The following is a 22,515-nucleotide window of genomic DNA, read 5'->3' as shown; positions in this document are numbered from 1 at the left end:
GCGCAAAGGCCTTTCTCACGGCTACGCGCCATCATCATCGTGTCGCCGATTTTTTTAGCATATAAAGTGGGTGCAGAAAACCTAAAATTTGTGTAATCGTTATGCGTTGAGGACGTTGCAGGACAAGATGGAAAATTTAATTGAAGAACTTCAGATCAAGATCGTGAATGTACTGAACCTGCCCGATGTGGAGCCGGAAGACCTGAATCCCGACGAGCAACTGGTGGGGGGAGCTTTGGGAATCGACTCCATCGATGTGTTGGAGATGGTGATCATGATCGAAAAAGACTACGGTATCAAAATCGACAGCCGGGAGCTCGGTGTCAAGGTTTTTGCCACGTTGCGGACCCTGGCCGAATACATCCAAGCCGATGCCTCTGGATAACCGAAATAAACGCCCGGCCACGGTGAGGGCCTACGTTGCCGGGATGGGTATCGTTTCGGCGCTTGGAATTGGATGGGCGCAGACCCGCGAGGCCCTGGCGGACAACCGCACCGGCGTTCGCCCCTTGACCCTTTTTCCAACCGTTTCAGGCAAGCCGTTGCCGGTGGGTGAAATCCCCTGGTGCGGCGAGCTAGGGGATCCTCCCCGCACCCATCAACTGGCCCGGCTGGCCGGGGACCAGGCCATGGCGGCCGGCCAGAAGCCGCCCGATGCCGTTGTGATGGGGGTGACCACCGGCGGTTTGTTGCGTACGGAACACCTGCTGGCGAACGAGGAGCGGGACCCAAGACGGTATCGCTGGCACGCGGTCGGTTCCGTAGCCGAGGACCTGGCGGAAAGATACGGGTGCAAAGGACCGGCATTGACGGTTTCGACGGCGTGTTCATCGGGAACCGCCGCTCTGAAAATTGCCCTGAACATGCTCCGTTCGGGCATGGCCAAACGCGTTCTGGCTGGTGGGGCCGATTCCCTCTGCCGCCTGACCTACCACGGGTTCCATGCGTTGCAGCTTATCGATCCCGAAGGTGCCCGCCCGCTGGATGAAGACCGGCGGGGCATGTCGGTGGGTGAAGGGGCGGGCATGCTGTTGCTGACGGCCGACGAGCCAAAGCCGGTCATTGCCGAACTCTTGGGCGGCGGGTTGTCCTGTGACGCCTACCATCCGGCCGCTCCCGAACCGCAGGGAACGGGCGCGCTCAAGGCCATGCGGGAGGCCCTGTCCGATGCGGGGCTTCATCCACACGAGATCGATTATATCAATCTTCACGGAACAGGCACACGCGACAACGATGTTGCCGAAGCAAGGGCGGTTCAGGCACTTTTTGGCGTAAAAACGCCATCGTGTTCCTCGGTGAAAGGCGCGACCGGGCACAGTCTGGCCGCTGCGGGCGCCATCGAAGCCGTGATTGCCGCCCGCTGCATTTCAGACGGTATGGTGCCGGCCAATGCCGGCTGCATGCGACCGGATCCCGCCTTGATGCTGACACCCCTGTTGCGGCCGGCCGGCCAACGCGTCGGCGCCGTGTTGTCCAACTCCTTCGGATTCGGCGGCGGCAACGCCGCCATTGTCATGGGGGCTCCGGGAAAAGGAAAGGGCCGGAACCATTGCATGGATACAGTGCCCATGACCGTTTTGGGCCACAGTTGTATCACCGGTGCCGGTAAAACCCGGGAAACCATGATCGCCCTCGAACAAGGGAGGGCCTGCGGGGGGGTACTGAATTCAGGAGAAATCGCCGCCGGCCTGGCATCCGGCCAGGTTCGGCGGCTCAAGCGCTTTCCGCGACTGGCCCTTTCGCTGGCCGCGGATGCCTGTCCGAACCCTTCGAAGAAAAGACCACCGACGGCCGTATTCATGGGAACCGGCTGGGGTGCCCTGTCGGAAACGAACGACTTTTTGAGGCGCCTTTTTGAAACCGGTGAAAAGTTCCCCAGTCCGACCGATTTTGTGGGATCGGTTCACAATGCTGCCGCCGGCCAGGTTGCCATGCATTTTAAGGCCACCGGCGCCAACCTGACCATGACGGGCGGCGATTATTCGTTCGAACAGGCCTTGACCGTGGCGGCTGTGATGCCCGGCAGCGGCCAGGACGATTTCCTGGTGATGGGTGCCGATGAAAACCACCCGACGCTGTCTCAGCGGCTCGACCCCTCGGTGGCCATGGCGGATGATCCCGCGGACGGCGGCGGCGCCCTGTATCTGACCAGGGGCAAGCTCTCATCCGGCCCGAGCGTCCAACCGCTTTTTTTTGAAACCGGTCGCAACAACCCGGATATACTGTCCCGTCTCCTGGCGTCGCTTGAAAAGCATCGGCCCCTCGATCGACGCTATGGCGTCATTCTGGCCGGCCTGCCGGCGGCCGTCCGAAGCGAGGCGGTAGAGCAGCTCGCTGCTCTGATCGAGATGACGGGGTATCGGGGAACGATCATCGATTATCGCAAACACACGGGAGAGTTTGCCACCGCCTCGGCCGTGGCGGTGGTCATGGCGCTGCACATGCTGCAAAAGGGGAATATCCCGTCGGTGCTCGCCAACGGACGTGATACCGATTTGGCCGACAAAGGGGCGCTGGTGCTGGGTTTGGGAAAGTGCGTCACCGCCATCGAGGTGATGAACGCATGAAGGTTCTACTCATAGCTACCAATACGCTGAAGGAGCCTTATCCGGTATACCCCCTGGGACTGGACTACGTGGCCGGCGCTATCGAAGGGCACGCCGTACGCATCGTGGACATGAACGGCATGGACGGTCTGGCCGGCGTCGTGTCCGCGATCGAGGCCTTCTCGCCGGATGTCATCGGGCTTTCCCTGCGCAACATAGACAATACAGACACCACGGACCCGCGGGGCTTCATCGGTCAATACCGCGACCTGGTGGCGGCCATCCGCCGCCACAGCCGGGCAAGGTTGATACTGGGAGGCAGCGGATTCACCATCTTCCCGGCCGAAACCATGCAGGCCCTGGGTGCCGATTTCGGTGTCGTGGGCGAGGGCGAACGACTGGGGCCGCTGTTGAGCGCCATCGAGGCGGGCCGGGATGCTCGAGGCCTGTCCGGCGTCATTACCGTCGACAGCCAGGCCGTCGTCCCGGAACCCTGGGAAGGTGACATCTCCCGCAGGCTGGACACCCATCCGGACTGCCTGTCGTTTTATCTTGAAAACGGGGGGATGCTGAACCTGCAAACCAAGCGCGGTTGCCATTTCAAGTGCATTTATTGCACCTATCCCCGCATCGAGGGCCGCCGGTTGAGGCTGACGAATCCGGATGAAGCCGCCAGGGCGGCTCGCAGGCTGCAGGAGCAAGGGGCCCGGTATTTTTTTGTCACCGATTCGGTGTTCAACAGCGACATCGATCACAGTCTGGCCGTGGCCAGGGCCTTTAAAAAGCACGGGGTTTCCATACCCTGGGGCGCTTTTTTCACCCCGCTGGAGCAGCCGGATGGTTATTTTGACAGGATGGCCGAGGCCGGCTTGACGCACGTGGAGTTTGGAACGGATTCGTTGTCGAATTCGGTATTGGCATCCTATCGCAAGCCTTTCAGGGACCGCAGGGTGTTCAAGGTTCATCGCGAAGCCATCGATGCCGGCCTGTATGTGGCCCATTATTTCCTGCTGGGCGGGGTGGGCGAGACCAGGCGGACACTCGCTGAAACACTGGAAAAGGTGGATACGCTTGAAAAAGCGGCGCTTTTCTTTTTTTGCGGCATGCGGATATATCCGGGAACCGAGCTTTACCGCATTGCCCTTGCGGAGGGACAGGTCGAAGAGGGGCGGAGTATCCTCGAACCGGTTTTCTACAGGCCCCCTACCGTCGGTACCGGGGAGATAGTGGAGCGGCTGCAGGCCCGGGCTGGAGGCCGCATCAATTGGGTTACCGGCTCCGGTGGAGAAGAAACGGCTGAGGTTATTCGTAGCCTCTACAAGCGCGGTCACACCGGTCCCATGTGGGAGTATTTGATCAAATTGAGCTGACCCCGGGACGGCGGCCAAGCGGGTTATAGGGTTTGATGACGCTATATGTGGTATCAGTTGGAAGAGATAACGCGCAGCGCAAAAGGTGAAATCCGGGCGAAGACCCACGTCCCGCCGACGTCACCGTGGTTTGACGGCCATTTTCCGGAGGAGCCGGTTCTTCCAGGGGTGGCTCAGATCGGGATGGTGCACGATGTGGTTGCAAGGGCCCTGGGCCGCGAGTTGAAGCTAGTGAGCGTAAGCCGGATACGATTCAAGCGCATCGTCCGACCCGACGACCCCCTGACAATCATTGTCGCGCCGTCTAAAAAAGATGCAGCGGTTTTTACTTTTCGCATCTCGATACGGAATGAAGCGGTCTGCAGCGGGGTGGTGCATTATGCCGAATCATGAGGCGCTCGCTTAGATCGGCATCGAAATCCTGAACAATATCGAATGACAAAAATTCAAATGATTCAGAGATAGATGTATCCATCGGTCATTTTGGCTTCTTTCATTAGGTTCTTTGATATTTGGATTGGTTCCGAATGTCGATATTGGGAATTAGAATTTACATGTTACGGTGATATCAAAACAGCATATTTCCAGGGTGAGACCCGCGCCGCGTGCCATGAGCCCCTTGGGTGGCAAAAACAGGGGATCAACGGCCCCGACCACCGTGTCCGCGCATCCATCGTTCCATGACTACCCGGGTCGCCCAGCGAAGAACAATTTTGGTGTAGTCGTACCCGGCGAGATACATGCCCAGAAGAAACACCAGGTGGGAAAACCCGTACAGTAAGGGTCCGCCGACGGCGAGCAGCCAGGCGTTGTCGTCGGCAACGGCAAAATAGCCCAAAACGGCGATGGCGGGCCAGGCGATGACATAACTGAAACAAAGGATGGCGATGCCCACAAGGATGCGCAACGAGGGCTTTTTTCTGAAAGCGCTCAGATCGGCCCTGTCGGCAACGGCGGATCGGACGTAGGCGGTTCTGGATATACGTTCCATGATGCTCATGTTTCAAGTCTTCCTGCGGGTTGAAACGCTCGACTCAGGTTACGGCGCGGCGATTGATGTCGCGTTTCATAAAGGCGAGGAACTCGCTTTTATTACGTCATTCCTCAGAAACAGGCAATCAATTTTCGGGAATCCATGAATGCAACCGCAACATACTGGCGCCGATTGACGATCACCCTTGCGTCGATGGCCCTGCTTTTCGTTGTGGGGTGGTCACGCCTTGGCATCGAGGCCGACGTTGTCGGTCTTTTGCCCCAAAATGACCCTGTGGTCGCCGATGCCCTCACCGTTTTTTCAAACCACCCGATCCAGGATCAACTCGTCATCGATATCGCCATTAACGTGGAAGATACGGCCCTGCTGGTCGATTGCGGCCAACGCGCCGAAGTGTATCTGCGTCAGAGCCGGTTGTTCAGAAAGGTCGGATTGCAGGCGTTTCAGTCCCTGTTGCCGGACCTGACTTACCATGTGTGGCAGCACCTGCCGCTGTTGTTTTCAGAGGAAATGCTTCAGCATGAGGTGGCGCCGTTGATCGAAAGGCAGGCGGTCCGGAAAAAAATGGCCGCCGTTCAAACCTCCCTCTATGATCTCAGCGGCATCGGGCAGGCGGCATTTATAGCCAGGGATCCTTTGGGCATGAGAGAGATCGTCATGTCCCGGCTGGCAGACCTGGCGCCGGTCAGATCGGCCAGGATTTATGAGGGCCAGGTGATTTCGGGTGACGGACGTCACGTGATGGTGGTCGCAGAGACGGCTGCATCGAGCACCGACACCGGTGTCGGACGGCAGATTGCCGCCTTGTTGGACACGCTTGCCGCAACGCTGGAAAAAGCCCACGCTGAATCCAACGCGACGATTACCCTTACCCCTTTGGGTGCCTACCGGTTCGCTCTGGACAACGAGCAGATAGCCAAAAAGGATGTGCGCAATGCCGTCCTGCTGGCGACCATGGGCATCCTTCTACTGCTGGTTATCAGCTTTCCGCGGCCTTATCTGGGGGTGCTGTCCCTGCTGCCCGCACTCGCGGGAACGACGGCCGCCTTTTGTGCGTATTCTTTGTTTTATAAAACCATTTCCCTGATGGTTCTGGGATTCGGCGGGGCCATCATTTCCATATCGGTCGATCACGGCATCGCCTATCTTCTTTTTCTGGACCGGCCCCGGCGTACATTCGGCAAAGATGCCTCCCGGGAGGTCCGGGCCGTCGGCCTGGTGGCCGCCCTGACGACCATTGGTGCCTTTTCGGCCCTGACCTTCAGTGGATTTCCCATTCTGGAGCAACTGGGCCGCTTTACAGCCATGGGGGTCGGCTTTTCGTTCCTTTTCGTGCACACGGTATTTCCACGCATCTTTCCCGAAATGCCAGCGGCCCGGACGCGGAGAATGCCTCTTAAAGGGGTAGTGGACGCGCTGTCCAACACCGGCCGCAAGGGACTGGTGGCTGCGCTGGCGCTGGCCTTGATAATGCTTTTTTTCGCCAAGCCCGATTTCAACATCAGCCTTGAGGACATGAACACGGTTAGCGTGGAAACCAAAAAGGCGGAAAAAATGATTTCCAGGGTGTGGGGCGCGGGGATGGACAGGGTCTACCTGATGACCGAGGGGAAAACCCTGGGCGAGCTTCAGACCAAGGACGATCGGCTGGCGGCGATGGTGACCAGGGAACTCTATTCCGAGGTACTCTCCTCGGGCTTTGCAGCGTCGATGGTTTTCCCCGGTGAGGTGAGGCAGCGGGAAAATTTTGACGCCTGGAAGCGATTTTGGCATGTGCAGCGGGTGAGTTTTTTAAAGCAGGCTTTCAGGGACGGTGCCAATGACCTCGGCTTTGCATCAGATGCTTTCGAGCCCTTTTTCGAGATGCTGACGCTTAAAACCTTCGAGGAGGCTTCCTCGGGTGCGCCGGCGACGGTTCCGGAAAAGTATTTCGACCTGGTGGGCATTCGCCATACACCCGGCGGGCAATCCTGGACACAGATCAGCAGCGTGACCACGGGCGCTGAATACCGGGCGGAAACCTTTCTGAAGCGCTACGCCGGGATTGCCAAGATATACGATCCGGTGCTCTTTTCGCAGCGGTTGGGGGGCTTGCTCTTTACCACATTCACCAAGATGCTGATCATTATCGGGTTGAGCGTCGTGGGGTTGCTGCTGTTTTATTTTGTGGACGTCAAGTTGACGCTGATCAGTCTGCTGCCGGTCGTTTTTGCCCTTATATGCACCCTGGGGACGCTGAAACTGACGGGACAGGCCCTGGACATTCCCGCCTTGATGCTGGCCATCGTCGTCATCGGCATGGGCATCGATTATGCGCTGTTTTTCGTGCGTTCCTACCAGCGCTACGGGGAGGCCGCACACCCCTATTTCGGGCTGATCCGCATGATGGTTTTTCTGGCCGGCGCCTCGACCCTCATCGGTTTCGGGGTGTTGAGTACCGCCCACCACACCCTGTTGAAAAGCGCCGGCACGACGCTGTTCTTCGGAATCGGCTATGCCCTGGTCGGGACGTTTTTCATCCTGCCGCCGCTTTTGGAGCATCGCATGAGACACGGTGCAAAAGCCGGAGACAACAAGGGCGGCGTTCGTAAACGGGTGTTGGCGCGTTATCGTTTGCTCGAGGCGTATCCACGGTTATTTGCGCGTTTTAAAATGCGGCTCGACCCCATGTTTTACGAACTGCCGGGTATCCTGGATGCTTGCAAAGGGCCTCGGATCATCCTGGATATCGGCTGTGGCTATGGCGTGCAGGCGTGCTGGCTCCTGGAGCGGTTTCCGCAAGCCGAGGTGGTCGGCATCGATCCGGATGCCGATCGAATTCGGGTGGCGGCAGCCGCTGCCGGGAAAAGAGCTTTCATGCACGTTGCCGGCGCCCCGGAGATTCCGGAGCTTGAGGAGCCGGCAGACCTGGTCATCATGCTCGACATCGTGCACTACCTCGATGACGGGGCGTTGCAGCTGACATTGCAACGTCTGTTTGCACGCCTGCGGCCGGGCGGCCGCCTGATTTTCAGGGGTACGGTTCCGCCGGAGGGGCGGGCGCCCCTGCGTTACCGGATCGAAGAACTGAGACTCAGAATCAACCGCACACCGTCATTTTACAGGACGGTCGATGCGCTCGAAGGCCTGATGCGGAACGCCGGATTCACGGTGGAGGATGCCGGCGTGTCGGGCGGTGAAGGGGAGCTTCGCTGGCTGGTGGCCGTAAAAGGGGGGCGACATGCCGGAGCATAACATCGATCCGGTCTTGAAAGCCGCGGACCGCTGTGTACCCGGGGGCTCCCCGGCCCTTAAAATAGGCCTGGCGGCATTTTTGCTGGCGGGGATCCTGACCTTGGTGGACGCAACCCTTGCGGCGGCATTGCTGGCCGGATTTCTGCTGCTGTGTCTGGCGGCGCCGTTTTTTCCCCGCTTCAGCTTTTATGCGCCCGTGGTTTACCGGGGGTGTTCCGGGAGAAATGCGGTTGCCATCACTTTCGATGACGGTCCCGATCCATTGACGACCCCTGTTTTGCTGAACTTGTTGAAAAGGCGCGGTGTAACAGCCACCTTTTTCGTCATTGGTGAAAATGTCCGGAACCATCCGGAACTGGCCGAGAGCATCGTCCGGCACGGCCACCTGATCGGAAACCACTCCTTCCGGCACAGTACGCGCATCTTTTTCAAGAGCGTTCCTGCCGTGATTGAAGATATCGAAGCTACGCAGGTGGTTTTAAGACAGCGCGGTATCCGACCGCTGGTTTACCGACCGCCGGTCGGCATTGTCAGCCCCAGGCTGGGGTCGGCCCTCTTGAAAACCGGCATGACTCTGGTCAATTTCAGCCGCCGCCCGCTGGATGGCGGTAACCGTCGCCTCCGCAACCTTTCAGGACGGGTTTTAAGACGCATTCATGGCGACGACATCGTATTGCTGCACGACAGACGCCCCCCCGACGAAAACATGATTCCCCTTTGGTTGAAAGAGGTCGAAGCCATCCTGGACGGTCTCGAAAAAAAAGGCCTGGCGGTGATGCCCCTATCCGACCTGATCGGGCGGCCGGTCATGATGCGCTGTTGATCAACCTAAAGGTGGCAAGGCGGCATATCAAAAGGATGCCTTTTTTGTGCCCGCCGGATTGATGATGAAGGTTGCCAGATTCTTAATCAAACAGGGTGTTGGCAGCCAGGCATTGCCTGACCAGCAGGGACAGATCGTCGACAGGGCTGTCGTTCAAGAGCAGGTCGCCTTCTGAAGACAGGGTCAGGGAACCCAAAGACGGCCGCGGGTTGTCTCCGCCGTTTTGCAGCATGCAAAAGACGGCTGCGGGTGAAACCGTATCCCTTTGCTTGAAAAGGTCGGGACAACCGATGTCGCAAAAACCGCCCAGGATGCCGGTCGTGTTCCCTCCGGCCAGGTGCAATAGGGCCGAGGATATACCGGACAGGCCGGTGCGGATCTCTTCGGAAAGCACGAAATTGACGCCGGTCAGGCCGAAATGGATAGCGGCTTCCCCTAAAAAGCTGTTGGCGGATGTGTAGGAGAAAACGGCTGGGCTGGCGTGGGCGCCTCGATCGGGAATGACGGTTTCGTAATAATTTATGTCGGCGCCGAGACAACCGTGAACGGTAGCGGAAACGATGCCGATGGTGCGTTTTTCGGACCAGGCGTCGAGGCCGGCGTCCTTCAATGCCAGGCCGATCGCGGTGAGGCCCAAACGGGAATAGGCGTCCATGCGCCTCAGGTTGGGATAGGGTCTGTCAAAAACCAGTTCCGGCCGGATATCCGGCAATGTGCCGCGCGGCATGCCGAATTCCCGTTGCACTCTGCCGCGTCCCGCACCGGCTGTGGTTACCCAGCCGATACCGGTTATGTCCGCCCGTATCGATTTCATAGAAGCATCCCCTAACGGCCGACCACAACGGCGGCATTCACGCCGCCGAAGCCCGAATTGGTGGTTAACAGGCAACCGGCTGCAATCGATTGTGCATCGGCGCTGACCCGCCCCGCGGCGCCGATGTCGGGGTTTTGGAACCCGACGGTCGGGGGTACCGTGCCGGCTGCCAGCGCTTTGAGGCTCAGGATGATCTCTACCCCCCCTGCAGCACCCAGCATATGCCCGAGGGAGCCCTTCACTGAAAAAACCGGCAGTTTGCGCCGGCCGAAAACATGGCCGAAGGCGTCCAGCTCCATGCGGTCGTTGTAAACGGTGCCGGTGCCATGGGCACAGATAGCGGCAATTTCTCCGGTGGGGATACGGGCTGCATTGAGCGCGTCATCGACGGCCTGAATCAGCCCCTTCCCGCCGCGGGCAGGTGCCGTGATGTGGGCGGCATCGTTGCTGACACCCCATCCGCGGATGGTTCCCAGGATGTTGCGCCCTTCCTTTTTCGCTCTGCGGTCAGACATCAGCAAAAGGGCGGCGGCCCCTTCCCCTAGCGAAAGACCCCGCCGGTCGCGGTCGAACGGTTGGCAGGGTGACGGCGAGAGCGCTTTCAGACAGGAAAAGCCCGAAAAAACATATTCGGTGACAATGTCTGCACAGCAAATCAGCACGGCATCTGCCAGCCCGCTTGTGATCATGGCGGCGCCCTGGGCTACGGCAATGGCCGAAGAGGCGCAGGAGGCGCTGATGCATACCGGTTTGCCCGCCGGCCCGCCGGAATTGGCCCTCATCGGTCCCGCCGATTGATCGATTTGCCTGCCAAGGGCGCTCAACAATATATCTTCAAAAGCGGCCCGGTCGCCGCGGCAGATCGATTCCAGATTGTCGATGCCCGATTTGATGGTGGCGGCAATCAGGGCGGCATCGGCCGGAACCGTTCCCAACGTATCGATGAGGCGGTCCAGCAGGGGGATTAGAAGCGAGCGATCGCCCCGACGTTTCAGGTCTTGAATCAGCGCAGCCACCTTGGCCGCATAACATTCCCGGTCCACGTCAAAACGCGCGATGAGCCGGATGGCGCTTTCCCGGTTCAAAAGGCGCTGCCACACGGTTTCAATGTCGTCGCCCAGAGCGGTTACCAGGGCGGTGGCGGTTACCACGACCTTTTCGGATGCTTGCGATGTGCTTTTGTCGGGTGTCGTATGCATGTGAAGGCTGAAAAAAACATGAACAGCTTACAATGACAAGCAATAAATAGGAACGTCATAATTTCAGCCGACAGCCGTAAAGAGCTGCCAGGCCCATGGACAGGCCGCCGACGATGAAAGCCGGGGAGTAGCTGCCTGTGAGATCGAAGACCAAACCGCCGAAATAAGGTCCGATTGCCGATCCCAGGCCCCACGCCACCATTAAAAGACCCATGATGGAACCGATATTCGCTGCGCCGAAGGCATCGCCGACCAGAGCAATGACAGGCGGATCGATGGCGCCGTAGACAAAACCGTAGAGGCCGGCAAACACGAAAACCATCCAGGGGCGGCATGCAAAGGTCGCCCATGCCATGACCAGAATGTGCAGCAGCGCCATGATGACGAAAAATGTTTTCCTGTCGATCCTGTCGGCGATGATGCCGGAGAAAAGACGGCACGGTATTACGGTGGCGGTCAGAACGCTCATGGTTGCGGCGGCGCTGATACGGTCCATACCCAGATCCTCCGCTTTGGGGACAAGGTGCCCCATGACCAGGTGCAGGCAAAAGGAATAGCAGAACCAGATGATGAAAAAGATCTGAAAACTGGTTGCGCCCGTGATTTTCATGGTTGAAAACGGTGCCGTGCGGGGGGCGGATTCTCCTGAAAGGCCGGCTGCGGATACGCGGTCCGGGGCAAAGGGCGGCTTTTTCAGCAGCAGTCCCGCGGGAAGCATGACGGCAACGGCAAGAAGACCGATAACCAGGTAGGCTTGACGCCAGCTGTAAGCCGTGATCAGCCAGGCGCCGATAGGCGACAGAATGACCGTTCCCAGTGCGGACCCGGCGCCGACGATGCCGACGGCCGTGCCTCTTTTCCTGACGAACCATTGGGATGCCGTGCCCATGGCGATAATATACACGGGGCCGGTTCCCAGTGACAGGAGCACGCTGTAGTAGATGTAAAGCTCGAAGGCGGTATGTATGCCGGACATCAGTACCAGGCTCAACCCTGTGGCAAGGCCCATGACGACAACGACAACCCTGGGGCCCAACCTGTCGAGCGCCCTTCCGGCGGCGATGGAGAAGATGCCTGAAAACACCAGGTACAGCGAGAAGACGCTGGCGGTCTGAGCCCTCGTCCATCCGAATTCAGCCTGCAGTGAACTGAAGAATACGCTGAAGGAATAGTAGATGCCGAGACCGGCCATCATGAGGATGGTGCAGGCGGCGATAACGATCCATCCGTACCGGGCGGGATGGTGGAATTCGTCCTGGAATGAACGGTTGCGATTAAATGAATGGCCCAATCGAACTATTCCGTGCCGGCACTTTTTAGGTTTTGAGCGTCAAACACGCTTTTAAACTGAGCCGTGCCTTTGGCCCGGACCTTTTTTTCGGGTGTCCGGGTTGCCGGCCGATCCTTGCCGGGCACCGCGCTCTTGAACATGGCCTTCATTTGCTGCCGTCTGACCTTTTCCCGTATAATTTTCTGTTTTTCTTCGTGTACCAGGGCCTTGCACTGATCCACCCCCAGGGTTCCCGCCAGGTAGACGGTGCCGACGCCTGCGATCGTGATCAGGAAGATCAGGATGAGGGCGGGGTCCAATATCCATCCCATGAAGCGCTTTTTGGTGCTTTTTTCAATACGCCCTTTGGCCACGAGCTGTTTTTCCTTTTCAGCGGCCTGCTCGCGTCGTTTAAGCACTTCGAAGATGGACGCCCCGAACAGGGTCAGCCCGACGATGATCACCGCCAAAGCGCTTATGGACGGGTTGATCCCGTAGCGCACCTTGCTGGCCAGTACCGTGGTCAGGGTGCTTTCCGAGATGATGGTGAAGACGGTGGTGTTGTAGTTTTCAAAGGATGCCAGGAAAGCCAGCACCGCTGCCGAGGCGATGGTGGGCTTGAGAAAAGGCAGCAGAATTTTGATAAAGGCCTGGACCGATGTGGCCCCGAGATCCATGGCCGCCTCTTCCAGGCCCGGGTCGAATCGCTGCAGGCGGGCAATGAAAAGCAGCATGGTGTAGGCGGAAATGAATGTGGATTGGCCGATGATGGTCAGAAAAATGCCATTATAGAACAAGGATTCCCGACTCATGCCGAACATGGTGCCAATCCTGTCCCAGAACAGCAGTGTGGAGATGCCCAAAACGACACCGGGCACCAGGATGGGCGAAATGACGATGGTGTAATACCAGGGCCGGATCCGCTCGCGAACCTGGGTCAGCATCAGAGCGCCGGCCAACCCGAGCGGTACTGACAGACAGACAACGCCGATGCCGATAAAAAAGCTGTTGCGCAGGCCTTCCAAAAGCCGTGTGTCCTGTGACAATACCGAGAACCATTCCACGGAAAAACATTCCCAGGGCGTTACCCTGGGAAAAGACGAGGAGTTAAAGGCCGTCAGGCTCATCAGAATCAGCGGTCCGAACAAAAATGCAAAAAAGCCGAGCACGAAAAAGACCGTGAAAAAGCGGCTGATGTGGTAGGATTTCAACGTGCGATCTCTCCCAGTTTGACCTTGAATATCTTCATCACCAACAAGACAAACAAGATACAGGTGATCAGTAGAACGAGGGCATAGGCAGATCCCCTGGCCCAGTTGCCGGCCTGGTTGAAGGCTTGATAAATGATCTGGGTAAACCACAGGCTGCTGGGTCCTCCCAGAATCTGAGGGGCTGCCAGCGTGCCGGCGGTGAGCATGAAGACCATGGTACAGCCCGAACTGATACCCGGTTTGGCATGGGGGATCACCACCCGCCAGTGAATGCGCCACCATGGGGATCCCAGATCCCGGGCGGCTTCAATCTGGTTTGTGTCCAGTGTTTCCACGGCATTGTAGATGGGGAAGATCATCAGCAGTATAAAGGCATAGCTCAATCCTGCCCACAGGGCCCAGTTGTTGCGAATGAAATCATAGGGCTGGGTGAGGATGCCGGTCCAGAGAAGAAAGTTGTTGATCACACCGGTAGACCCGAACATGATCTTGAAGGCAAAGGCGCGCAGGATCTCGTTGATCCAGAAAGGTACGATCAGAGCGATGGCCATCAACCGTGCCCACCCGCCCCTGGCGACATGGGCAATGTAATAGGCCACCGGATAACAGAGCGACAGATCGATGACCGTTACCAGGATGGCGGCCCAGATAGTGCGAAAAAAAACAGACAGGTCCACCACATTGTAGGATTGTTGGGCCTTGGCGCTGCCATAGACCATGTATTTGTAGTGTTCCAGGGTGTAAGCGTGTTCCGCGGTGCCCCATTTGGGCGGGGGCACGTTGGTCCTAAAGGAGAAGTCGATCATGAAAATTTGTGGCAGGATGATCATGACCACCATCCAGAAGAAACAGGCAATCAGAATATAGGCACTCAGGATTTTACCGTTTTTTTGAAAGAATTGTTTCCAGTATGTCATTCGAAAAAACCCTCGAATCAGTTGTTTCCAGTAGGCCGGTCGGCAGTATAAAGGCGTCTTCCGTAACGAACAGGTATTTGACGCTATTCGGAAGCCAAGGGTCCTTCGGGAAGCGCAATAGCCAGTTCAGGATCGAATCCCAGGTCGATCTGGGTTCCGATTTTTTTGTCGACGGCGTGACCGTCGTTGACCATGGAAAGCTTGATGGTTTCTTCCGTGCCGGGCAAGGTAAAATAGACCTGCCAGAAGTTGCCTTCGAATTCGGCCTGGGTGACGCCGGCCGTGACACGGTTTTCATGATCGCCGTTGGCGGCAAATTTCAGGGATTCCGGCCGGATGAACACGTAGGCGCTATCCCCCACTGAAAGCGTACCTTTTTTCGTTGCAGCGCTTTTGGCGCGAAAGCACCCGTGGGGGGTGTCGACCCAACTATAGCCCTTTTCCACCCGGCTGACCTTTCCGTGAAACATGTTGTTTTCGCCCACGAAACTGGCCACGAAAGCGGATTCGGGATGGTCGTAAATGGTGGTGCCCTCTCCGATCTGGTCGATGCAGCCCTCGCGCATCACGGCTACGTGATCGGACATGGTCAAAGCCTCGCCCTGGTCGTGGGTAATGTAGATAAAGGTAATACCAACCCGCTGCTGGATGGTCCGCAGTTCGGTCCGCATGTGTTGCCGCAGCCGTAAATCCAGTGCCGACAACGGTTCGTCGAGCAGAAGCACGTCCGGTTCCGCCGCCATGGCCCTGGCAATGGCCACCCGTTGCATTTGGCCGCCCGAAAGTTCGTTGACGAATTTGTCGCCTTCATCGGGGAGGGCAATGAGATCCAGCAGCTCTTCACCCTTTTTAAGCCGCTTGGCCTTGCTGACGCCTCTTACCTCAAGGGCAAAGGTGATGTTGTCTCTGACGCTCATCAGGGGAAAGAGAGCGAGGTTCTGAAAGATCAAGGCGGTGGGCCTTTTGTTGGGACCGATGCCAGCCATATCCTTGCCTCCAATGTAGATACGGCCTTCAGAAGGGGTCTGAAATCCCGATACACAGCGTAAAAGGGTTGTTTTACCACATCCGGAAGGGCCCAATATGGTGAAAAACTCTCCCTGTTGAATGTGTAGATTGACTTTCCGGGCGGCAACGAAACTGCCGAATTTTACCCAGATGTTATCGAACTTGACATCGGCGCTCATTTCTTTTCCTTCGGAAAAAACAAGAGAGGTTTCCGGTGGAAACCTCTCTTGGGGTCCAGGTTAAGCGTTAACGAATTTATTGCGGAATTCGGTTCTGACATCCGCATACCACTGCGGTTCTGCCGGCCATGGGTTCAGGTTGGACAAGGCATCGCCGGGATATGCTTCCGAGAAATTTTTCTTGTATTGAGCGCTGGCATATTTATCCGCACCCATGACGGCGGAGTTGTAGCCGTGCTTGTCAATGGCCTTGCCGGCAGGTTCCGGCATGTAACAGAACTTTACAAATTCGTAGGCCTGGTCGACGTTCTTGGCGGCTTTGGAAAGGGCCATGCCGTCCACCCAGGCCAGAGCCCCCTCTTTGGGAGCCTGATAGGTAACCGGTTCGCCGGCACTTTTCAGCGCCAGCGGGGGGCCGTCCCAGGTCTGGCCGACCACCACGCCGTCATTCATGAAGCCGTTTTTCTGGCTGTCGGCATCATTCCAGAACAGCTTGATGTGGCTTTTATGGGCGATGCACCAGTCAGTCACCTTTTTCCAGATTTTTCGCATTACGTCTTCACCACTGTAAGCTTTCCACATGCTTCCGGGTTCCAGCTCGCCGATGGTTTCCATGTAGAGTCCGGCTCCCAGCATGCCGGAATGGGGGCGGATCATGGTTTTGCCCTTGTTTTCATCGGACCAAACATCTCCATAGCTGGGGATGCCGCCCTGGGGCGACCACAGGTCCGTCCGCCAGCCGATGGCTTCCGTTCCCCAGATGTGCGGCAGCCAGTGGGATCCCTTGCCGCCGAAGTTCCACTCGGTGTCGCCGACTTTGAGCATTGAAGGGTTAACATTTTTAATATTGGTGATGCGGCTGTAATCCCAAGGCTGCAGCAGCTCCAGATCGACCCATTGTCCGGAGCGCACATTGGTCGGAGAACAGATGTCGATGCCCTCCCCTTTGGTGGCCTTCATCTTGTTGATGATCTCTTCATTCGACCCAATGCCGGTATAGTTGAGCTTTATACCGGTTTTTTTGGTGAAAGCCGCTATCCAGTCAGGGGGCAGATAATCGGACCACATCAAAACATTCAGTTCTCCGGATGAGGCCAGGGCCTTTGAACTGATAACCCACGGTCCGACGGTCGCCATGGCGGCTGTCGCAGCCATGCTTCCCTTGACGAAATCACGGCGGCTGATGCCTTTTTTGGGGTTGTTGGGTTTGCTCATGTCTGTATCCTCCTTTGGTTGAGGTCAATGGTGAACAGAATGAAAGGCAAGCAACCGTCTTGTATAACAGCGTCACAAGGCATGCCTTTATGTGTTCCACCGGCAATACGTTTAACTGAAGGCGCTTTAATGGGTGCAGGGAAAGTGACCTACATATAATCTAATTATTAGAGTCGTGTTAAAACTTTGTCAAGTTTTCATACAAAGAAGGGTGGCATCCGAAAGATGCCACCCTTCACTTGGGTTCTGCTGGCAGAGCTGTTTTCAGCAGGAAATGTTGTACTTTAAACGGGTTGCGATCCCCTACTCTGGCAGCTGCGAGATCCACGACCCGTCCTGCAGCCATTTTTGCGTCAGGTGTTTCAGTTCGCCGCTGCCATTCAAGGCGAGCATGAAGTTTTGCAGCCAGTTGATCATGAGCGCATCTTCCTTGACGGCGATCCCCAACGGTTCGAATGTCAGACGGTCCTGGCCCGCGGTGAGGCCTTTTTCCGGAAACCGGAAGGCCGTAAGCGCACAGAAGGGGGCGTCGGCGATCAGCACATCGACGTTGTCATCGAAAAGCCACTGGATGGCCTGATCGTAGGACGTGGCCGGGATCAGCTTGGCCTTGGGCGCTTCCTTTTCCACAAACCGCTGGCTGGTCGAATCCTTCAGGGCGGTCACCCGGAATTGGGCCTGGTTCAGTCCGGCTGCCCCCTGCAGGGCGTCGAGATGCTTTTTTTTCGTCAGGATGCCTTTTCCGGAGATGTAGTAGGGTCCGACGAAAGCCACCTCCATGTTCCGTTTGGGCGTGATGGTCATGCCTGAGATCACCAGGTCGACGCTGCCTGTTGAAAGGGCCGGCAAAAGGTCGGCAAAGGGCATGGTTTTGAATTCGATTTTCACGCCCATGTTGTGGGCGATCAGTTGGGCGATATCCGCGTCCATGCCGATGATTTCACCGTTTTTGTCCGTGGCGCTCAGGGGCGGCTGGGCGCCGGAGGTGCCGACAACGAGCTTGCCGTTTTTGACAATGCGCTCTATGACGGGGCCTGCCGATGCGGTGGTGATGAACACGAGCAGAACCATCGATAGAATGGTGTTGAACATTAGAGTCTTTTTCATCAGGTTTCTCCTTTAATAGATGTTAATATAATCCACTTGAAATGTCGCTTCAGCGACATACCGGTTTAGGCTGGAAATTGCAAGGATGCTGGCAGCGCTGAAGATATTGGTCAACAAAATAGAATTTACAAATTGAGAATTCAATTCGCAAGTTGTAACTATACGGAAAAGTTGCAGGCACACCCTCCCCTGCCGCTTCACCTTTTTCAAGCCGGCGACGATAACGGTTCCTTTGTCCAGCGCAATGAGTCCTGGCAGCCGCTTCCCGTTGCTTTATTGGAACGCAGCTTCGCAGGTTTGGCTGCAGACGGGGGTTACCAAAGGGTCGGTTTTTACCTTTTCGGGAAAACTCGTACCATCCGGCCAAGGGGGAGACGCTCGACCTGACCCAGTCGCCCAATTTTTCTATGACGAAAACGACCTACTGCCCGGATCAGGAGCCGATTATCAATCCATTTCTCGTCGGTGGGGAATCTTCGCAATTTCAGATACCGGCCGAGGGTGGCCACACGATCGATCAGACCTTTCCAGGTGACATTACGAGCCACATCGTCTATGTCCTGCATGTCATGTGAGAAGCGATGAGGACGGTTCAAACAAGGGCTGATTCTAAAAAGGCCTTTACCGCGGCATAGGCCGTGGCAATGGCAAGTCCGGAACCGCACTTCTGACGCATCCAGTCCTGGTGGGCCAGGATGGAGCCGGTGGCATACAGGTTGTTGTAAATAGGTTTTCCGGATGCATCCACCGGCCTGAAGCGGCCGTCGATTTCGAGTCCGGAGCGGTTGATCAGGTGTCCCCGGCGGTCCAGAAAGTCGAACCGATGCCAGTCCAGACGGGCACCGGGCTGATATACCGGCAGGCCTAAAAGCGGTTCCCGGATCACTTTGCGATCGGCGTTGAGGCCTTTGCCCAGGAAGCGGCCGGTGGCCAGAACGACCCCCTTTGTTTTGATGGTCGCCATCGGTTTGTCGCTTCCGACCTCGAGCAGAAACCCGTCTTCCGTCTTTTCGATTCGGGAAACGCGCTGTTGGTATAGAACCCGGACCCCCTTTTCGGGAAGCTTCGTCTCGAAGGCTTCCCTGATGCGCAGGCCCGGTATGGATGGGGGCATGGTGGGTATTTCAAAAACGGGAATGCCGATCATCGCCTCCATATCCGTCTGGACATCCCGGGAATTCTGCATGCCGAGGATCGCGGGCACTCCCAGAACCCGGGCATCCTCCACCAGCGGCCTGAGAAGCCCGGCCAACGCCTGCCTGTTTTGGGCCACTGCCAGGGACCTGGCCATGGGTTCGGTGTAGAGCTCCTGGGCCTTGTGCATGCCGGGAAAAGCGATCGTTGCATGGCGCAGGCCCGGCCATACGGGCTTGAGGGTTTCGGTTATCTGCCGTGCGCTGAATCCCCGCAGTCCCCGGATGTCGACAATTAAACCGGGGGGAGTTGTCTGCAATGCGTCGATGCCGTTCCACATGGTTGCGGGTGCGCAATAGGTGGGTTTCAGCGTGCCCAGGGAGGTTATCACAAAACGGTTGCTTTCCTGGTCGGAACGATATGTCAGCCCTGCATCGCCCAAAAAGGCGGTCACCTCCGCAAAAGCTTCACGGATGTGTTTTTTTTCGATGCGCGCAAAGGGGTGGTCGCTCTGGTCCGACACGAGCCGATCGATGGCTTTCCACGGGTCCTTCCAGGTTTGGGCCGTTTCCACGGGGTGGACTCCCAGCAGGTCCAGAAGGCCGCTCGAAAAGATGATCTGGCTGGCGATGCCTATCTGAACGGTATCCACACCACGGTCGGCCGCAAAGAGCGATGCCGCCATGCCGCTCATGCCGGCCCCGATAACGGCGAGGTCGCACGTAATGACTTTTTTGTCTGCACTTGTATCCAACAGGAATTGCAGCCTCTCGATTTCTTCTGTCAAATGCTATAGCTCCAGTCCGTACATGCCGCAATAGATCGCTTCCTGAAGCTCCGCCTGGATGAGCGGGGTGTCCCACAAAAGAGGGCGGATGCCACGCCATCTCTCTGAAATGAAAGCCCGGATGCCGTCCAGACCCTCTTCTTCTTTCACTTCACCCTTGTCGTAAAGATAGGCCCCGGTGCGCAGGGCGCAAAAGGTCCCCTGGCAGGCGCCTTTGCCGATGCGACTGCGCACCCCCAGGGCCTTCAGGTCCGGTGTGCCGTTTTGTTGGCGGATGGAGCTTATCAGGTTGTCGACGACGCTTTTGGGCACCATCTCACACTCGCAGAGCAGGATGTCGTCGGGGGCATGCTCTTTTATCCACATCCTGGGCGCAAGGCCCGGTTTGGTCCACTTGGCACCCGCTGCGGAAGGCAATGGCTCCGTGCGTGTCTGACAGGGTGTGGAGACGCCCAGTCGCTGGCTGATCAAATCCGCCGCTTTTTCAGCCATTAAACGGTAGGTCGTCAACTTTCCACCGGTGATGGTGGCAAAATTATTCAGGCCGCTTTCCGCGTGGTCGATAAGGGCAAATCCACGGCTTACCTTGCGGTCGTCCCCTTCCGTCGAGGAACCCAGAAGCGGCCGTACACCGGCATAGGCGCGGATAAAGCGCGTTTTTTCCAGGGCGGGGATCATGGATGCGCCTTCCTCGAGAATGAAGTCGGTCTCCTCCACCGTGGGATAAATGGCATCGAGATTGTCGATCCGGATGGAGGTGGTCCCCAGGATGGAGACGGTGCCTCCGGGGACGAGGATATCCGCATTGCTTGAGGGACGCAGCCGGTTGATCACCTGCCGGGTGAGGCGGTTGTGGGTAACCAGCAGGGTTCCTTTGGAATAGAGCAGGTTCAGAGAACACCCCGCCAGGGCCGCAATTTCTTTGGCCCAGGCGCCGGCAGCGTTCAGCACCTGGTCGGCTTGGATGAAAAAGGTCTCGCCGGTCAGGAGATTTTTAAGCCTGGTGCGGACGATGCGGTGTCGATCGATTTCGAAACCGGTCACTTCGGAGTGACGCAGCAGCGAGCCGCCCAGGGCGCGGGCCTGGTGAACATTTTCAAGGGTGAGCTTGAAGGGGTCGACGGAGGCATCGGGCACCCGGTAAGCTGCGATGAGCTTGTCGGAAAGCAGGGGCTCCATTTCGCGGGCATCCTCGACGGGTAAGGATCGGGCGTCGATGCCGGACCGGGCGCACAATCGGGGAAAGTCGGCCACGAAGCGTTCATCGTCGCCTTCGATGGCCACGAACAGTCCGCCGGTGTCCTCTATGCAGTCCGACGCCAACTTTTTCAGAAGGGCGCCCTCCTTGCGGCACTCTGCCGCCGCCGAGGCATCCTTGGAAACATACCTGGCGCCGCTGTGCAGCAAGCCATGGTTGGCCCCGGAGGCGCCGGCATTGATATCGTAGCGTTCCACGAGAATGCAGTCGATCCCTCTCAGAGCAAGATCGCGAGCCACACCCGCTCCGGTGATACCGCCGCCGATGACAAGTACCTCGGTTTGCAGCGCACCGGAAACCGGTGGTGTCCTGCGCGATGATTTTTTCGATGCCGCCTGCATGTGATATCGGTGTCTCGTAGGTTACAATGAATTCTATCCGTTTGAATTCTTAAAATTGAAACGCCTGGATTAGATGATAGTGAAATTATAGCATATTGTTACGGGGTTTAGAAAGCGAAAACCGTCGGGGCACCCGGATTCAACGGGAAATTGGGTTGGTCCGGTTGCAAAATCAGGTAAAATGAATATGTTCTGATACCGGTTGTCTTGAACGGAGATTGCGGGCGCGTTCTCTGCAGCTTGCCGCAGGGGTCTTCAATTGCCGGCAACCGGGATTTCTTTATTGAAAGGAAGCATCATGGATACTCCGGAAAAAGCGGCCAACATCGAACCGGTTCGACTCGGCCCCGACAGCAAGTTTAGATTTGAGTGCCACAAAGGCGTGAAATGTTTTACCAAGTGCTGCAGCGGCATTCGCATCACCCTGACACCCTATGACATCATCCGGCTGAAGAAGAGACTGCAGCTTTCGTCGCAGGAGTTTCTGGCCATCTACACCGAGCCGCATCTTTTAGAAAAAACCGACCTGCCGATCGTAACGCTGAAAATGGTGGACGGTGAAAAGGAATCCTGTCCTTTTTTGAGGGAGGACGGCTGCATTCTGTACGAGGACCGACCGACAACCTGCCGCTATTACCCTTTGGGGGTGGCCACGCTGAGTCATAAAGAGGGCGCGGATGAGGAGGGGTTTTACTTTTTCGTCAACGAGTCCCACTGTCTCGGTTTTGAAGAGGACCGGCAATGGACGGTCAAGGAATGGCGAAAGGACCAGGGCGTGGACATCCACGACGAGATCAACCGCAACTGGACCGACTTAGTGGTCAGAAAGCGTTCGTTCCCGCCCAACATCAAGCTGACAGACAAGGCCAAAGAGATGTTTTTCATGGTCAGCTACAACGTCGACAAGTTCCGGGAGTTTGTCTTTGAAAGCACCTTCCTTCAGCGTTTCGAGGTCGATGCGCAAACCCTGGAAAAGATCAGAAACGACGATATCGAGTTGCTCAACTTCGGGATCAACTGGCTCAAGGATATTTTTTTCAAACAATCGTCGCCGGAGGAGCAGGCCCGGGCGTCGGCAAAGAAGAAATGAGAAAATATGGTTCTTCCC

The 22,515-nt window shown here is 57.2% G+C and carries 19 protein-coding genes; 8 read left to right on the top strand and 11 right to left on the bottom strand.

The features are described from left to right. The first annotated feature begins 127 nt into the window (after window positions 1-127). Genes LJE94_09835 through LJE94_09820 form a run of 4 tightly spaced genes read left to right on the top strand, consistent with a single transcriptional unit; the run spans window position 128 to window position 4,309 of the window. A complete protein-coding gene (locus LJE94_09835) occupies window positions 128-385 on the top strand; it encodes a phosphopantetheine-binding protein (protein ID MCG6910407.1) in 258 nt (85 codons plus the stop codon). Continuing rightward, window positions 372-2,567 carry a beta-ketoacyl synthase chain length factor gene (locus LJE94_09830; protein MCG6910406.1) on the top strand — a complete coding sequence of 732 codons (2,196 nt, stop codon included), beginning with the start codon at window positions 372-374 and terminating at the stop codon, window positions 2,565-2,567. Before LJE94_09835 ends, LJE94_09830 begins: the two co-directional genes overlap by 14 nt. Next, window positions 2,564-3,916 carry a radical SAM protein gene (locus LJE94_09825; GenBank protein MCG6910405.1) on the top strand — a complete coding sequence of 451 codons (1,353 nt, stop codon included), beginning with the start codon at window positions 2,564-2,566 and terminating at the stop codon, window positions 3,914-3,916. The genes LJE94_09830 and LJE94_09825 overlap by 4 nt, the downstream gene beginning before the upstream one ends. 45 nt (window positions 3,917-3,961) lie before the next feature. Continuing rightward, the gene (locus LJE94_09820; protein ID MCG6910404.1) at window positions 3,962-4,309 is read left to right on the top strand and encodes a hypothetical protein; all 348 of its coding nucleotides are present in this window, start codon (window positions 3,962-3,964) and stop codon (window positions 4,307-4,309) included. Between the two features lie 247 nt (window positions 4,310-4,556). On the opposite strand, the gene LJE94_09815 is transcribed toward LJE94_09820, so the two are convergent. Beyond that, window positions 4,557-4,916, bottom strand: a complete 360-nt coding sequence (locus LJE94_09815; GenBank protein ID MCG6910403.1) for a hypothetical protein — start codon at window positions 4,914-4,916, stop codon at window positions 4,557-4,559. Window positions 4,917-5,051: 135 nt separating this feature from the next. Between LJE94_09815 and LJE94_09810 the strand changes: the two genes are divergently transcribed. Both LJE94_09810 and LJE94_09805 read left to right on the top strand, forming a co-directional pair. Continuing rightward, window positions 5,052-8,144 carry an MMPL family transporter gene (locus LJE94_09810; protein MCG6910402.1) on the top strand — a complete coding sequence of 1,031 codons (3,093 nt, stop codon included), beginning with the start codon at window positions 5,052-5,054 and terminating at the stop codon, window positions 8,142-8,144. Next, entirely contained in the window at window positions 8,131-8,967 is an 837-nt protein-coding gene (locus LJE94_09805; protein MCG6910401.1) for a polysaccharide deacetylase family protein, read from the top strand. Before LJE94_09810 ends, LJE94_09805 begins: the two co-directional genes overlap by 14 nt. An 82-nt stretch (window positions 8,968-9,049) precedes the next feature. Here the strand turns inward: LJE94_09805 and LJE94_09800 are convergent, their stop codons facing one another. The 8 genes from LJE94_09800 to LJE94_09765 form a co-directional block, all read right to left on the bottom strand. Further along, window positions 9,050-9,781 carry a hypothetical protein gene (locus LJE94_09800; protein ID MCG6910400.1) on the bottom strand — a complete coding sequence of 244 codons (732 nt, stop codon included), beginning with the start codon at window positions 9,779-9,781 and terminating at the stop codon, window positions 9,050-9,052. Between the two features lie 11 nt (window positions 9,782-9,792). Beyond that, a complete protein-coding gene (locus LJE94_09795; protein ID MCG6910399.1) occupies window positions 9,793-10,980 on the bottom strand; it encodes a beta-ketoacyl-[acyl-carrier-protein] synthase family protein in 1,188 nt (395 codons plus the stop codon). Between the two features lie 55 nt (window positions 10,981-11,035). Next, window positions 11,036-12,271, bottom strand: a complete 1,236-nt coding sequence (locus LJE94_09790) for an MFS transporter (GenBank protein MCG6910398.1) — start codon at window positions 12,269-12,271, stop codon at window positions 11,036-11,038. A 5-nt stretch (window positions 12,272-12,276) separates the two neighbouring features. Beyond that, window positions 12,277-13,461, bottom strand: coding sequence for an ABC transporter permease (locus LJE94_09785; protein ID MCG6910397.1), 1,185 nt, complete (start codon window positions 13,459-13,461; stop codon window positions 12,277-12,279). Beyond that, on the bottom strand, window positions 13,458-14,378 hold the full coding sequence (locus tag LJE94_09780; protein ID MCG6910396.1) for an ABC transporter permease: 921 nt from the start codon (window positions 14,376-14,378) through the stop codon (window positions 13,458-13,460). The genes LJE94_09785 and LJE94_09780 overlap by 4 nt, the downstream gene beginning before the upstream one ends. Before the next feature lie 83 nt (window positions 14,379-14,461). Continuing rightward, window positions 14,462-15,565 carry an ABC transporter ATP-binding protein gene (locus tag LJE94_09775; GenBank protein ID MCG6910395.1) on the bottom strand — a complete coding sequence of 368 codons (1,104 nt, stop codon included), beginning with the start codon at window positions 15,563-15,565 and terminating at the stop codon, window positions 14,462-14,464. Between the two features lie 60 nt (window positions 15,566-15,625). Beyond that, window positions 15,626-16,780 (bottom strand): extracellular solute-binding protein, encoded by a 1,155-nt coding sequence (locus LJE94_09770; GenBank protein MCG6910394.1) that lies wholly within the window; start codon window positions 16,778-16,780, stop codon window positions 15,626-15,628. Window positions 16,781-17,083: 303 nt separating this feature from the next. Next, window positions 17,084-17,887 carry a transporter substrate-binding domain-containing protein gene (locus LJE94_09765; GenBank protein ID MCG6910393.1) on the bottom strand — a complete coding sequence of 268 codons (804 nt, stop codon included), beginning with the start codon at window positions 17,885-17,887 and terminating at the stop codon, window positions 17,084-17,086. 407 nt (window positions 17,888-18,294) lie between these two features. Between LJE94_09765 and LJE94_09760 the strand changes: the two genes are divergently transcribed. Next, window positions 18,295-18,462 carry a hypothetical protein gene (locus tag LJE94_09760; protein MCG6910392.1) on the top strand — a complete coding sequence of 56 codons (168 nt, stop codon included), beginning with the start codon at window positions 18,295-18,297 and terminating at the stop codon, window positions 18,460-18,462. 17 nt (window positions 18,463-18,479) lie between these two features. On the opposite strand, the gene glpB is transcribed toward LJE94_09760, so the two are convergent. After that, on the bottom strand, window positions 18,480-19,808 hold the full coding sequence (gene glpB / locus LJE94_09755) for a glycerol-3-phosphate dehydrogenase subunit GlpB (GenBank protein ID MCG6910391.1): 1,329 nt from the start codon (window positions 19,806-19,808) through the stop codon (window positions 18,480-18,482). 3 nt (window positions 19,809-19,811) lie between these two features. Beyond that, complete coding sequence (gene glpA / locus LJE94_09750) at window positions 19,812-21,407, bottom strand: anaerobic glycerol-3-phosphate dehydrogenase subunit A (protein MCG6910390.1); 1,596 nt, start codon at window positions 21,405-21,407, stop codon at window positions 19,812-19,814. Window positions 21,408-21,705: 298 nt separating this feature from the next. Between glpA and LJE94_09745 the strand changes: the two genes are divergently transcribed. Next, on the top strand, window positions 21,706-22,497 hold the full coding sequence (locus tag LJE94_09745; protein ID MCG6910389.1) for a YkgJ family cysteine cluster protein: 792 nt from the start codon (window positions 21,706-21,708) through the stop codon (window positions 22,495-22,497). Window positions 22,498-22,515 lie beyond the last annotated feature (18 nt).

This window comes from Deltaproteobacteria bacterium, assembly GCA_022340465.1.
In the GTDB taxonomy this organism is placed as follows: Bacteria; Desulfobacterota; Desulfobacteria; order Desulfobacterales; family B30-G6; genus JAJDNW01.
Note: the sequence above shows the minus strand (reverse complement) of the source record. Positions and strands in the feature narration are given on the sequence as shown.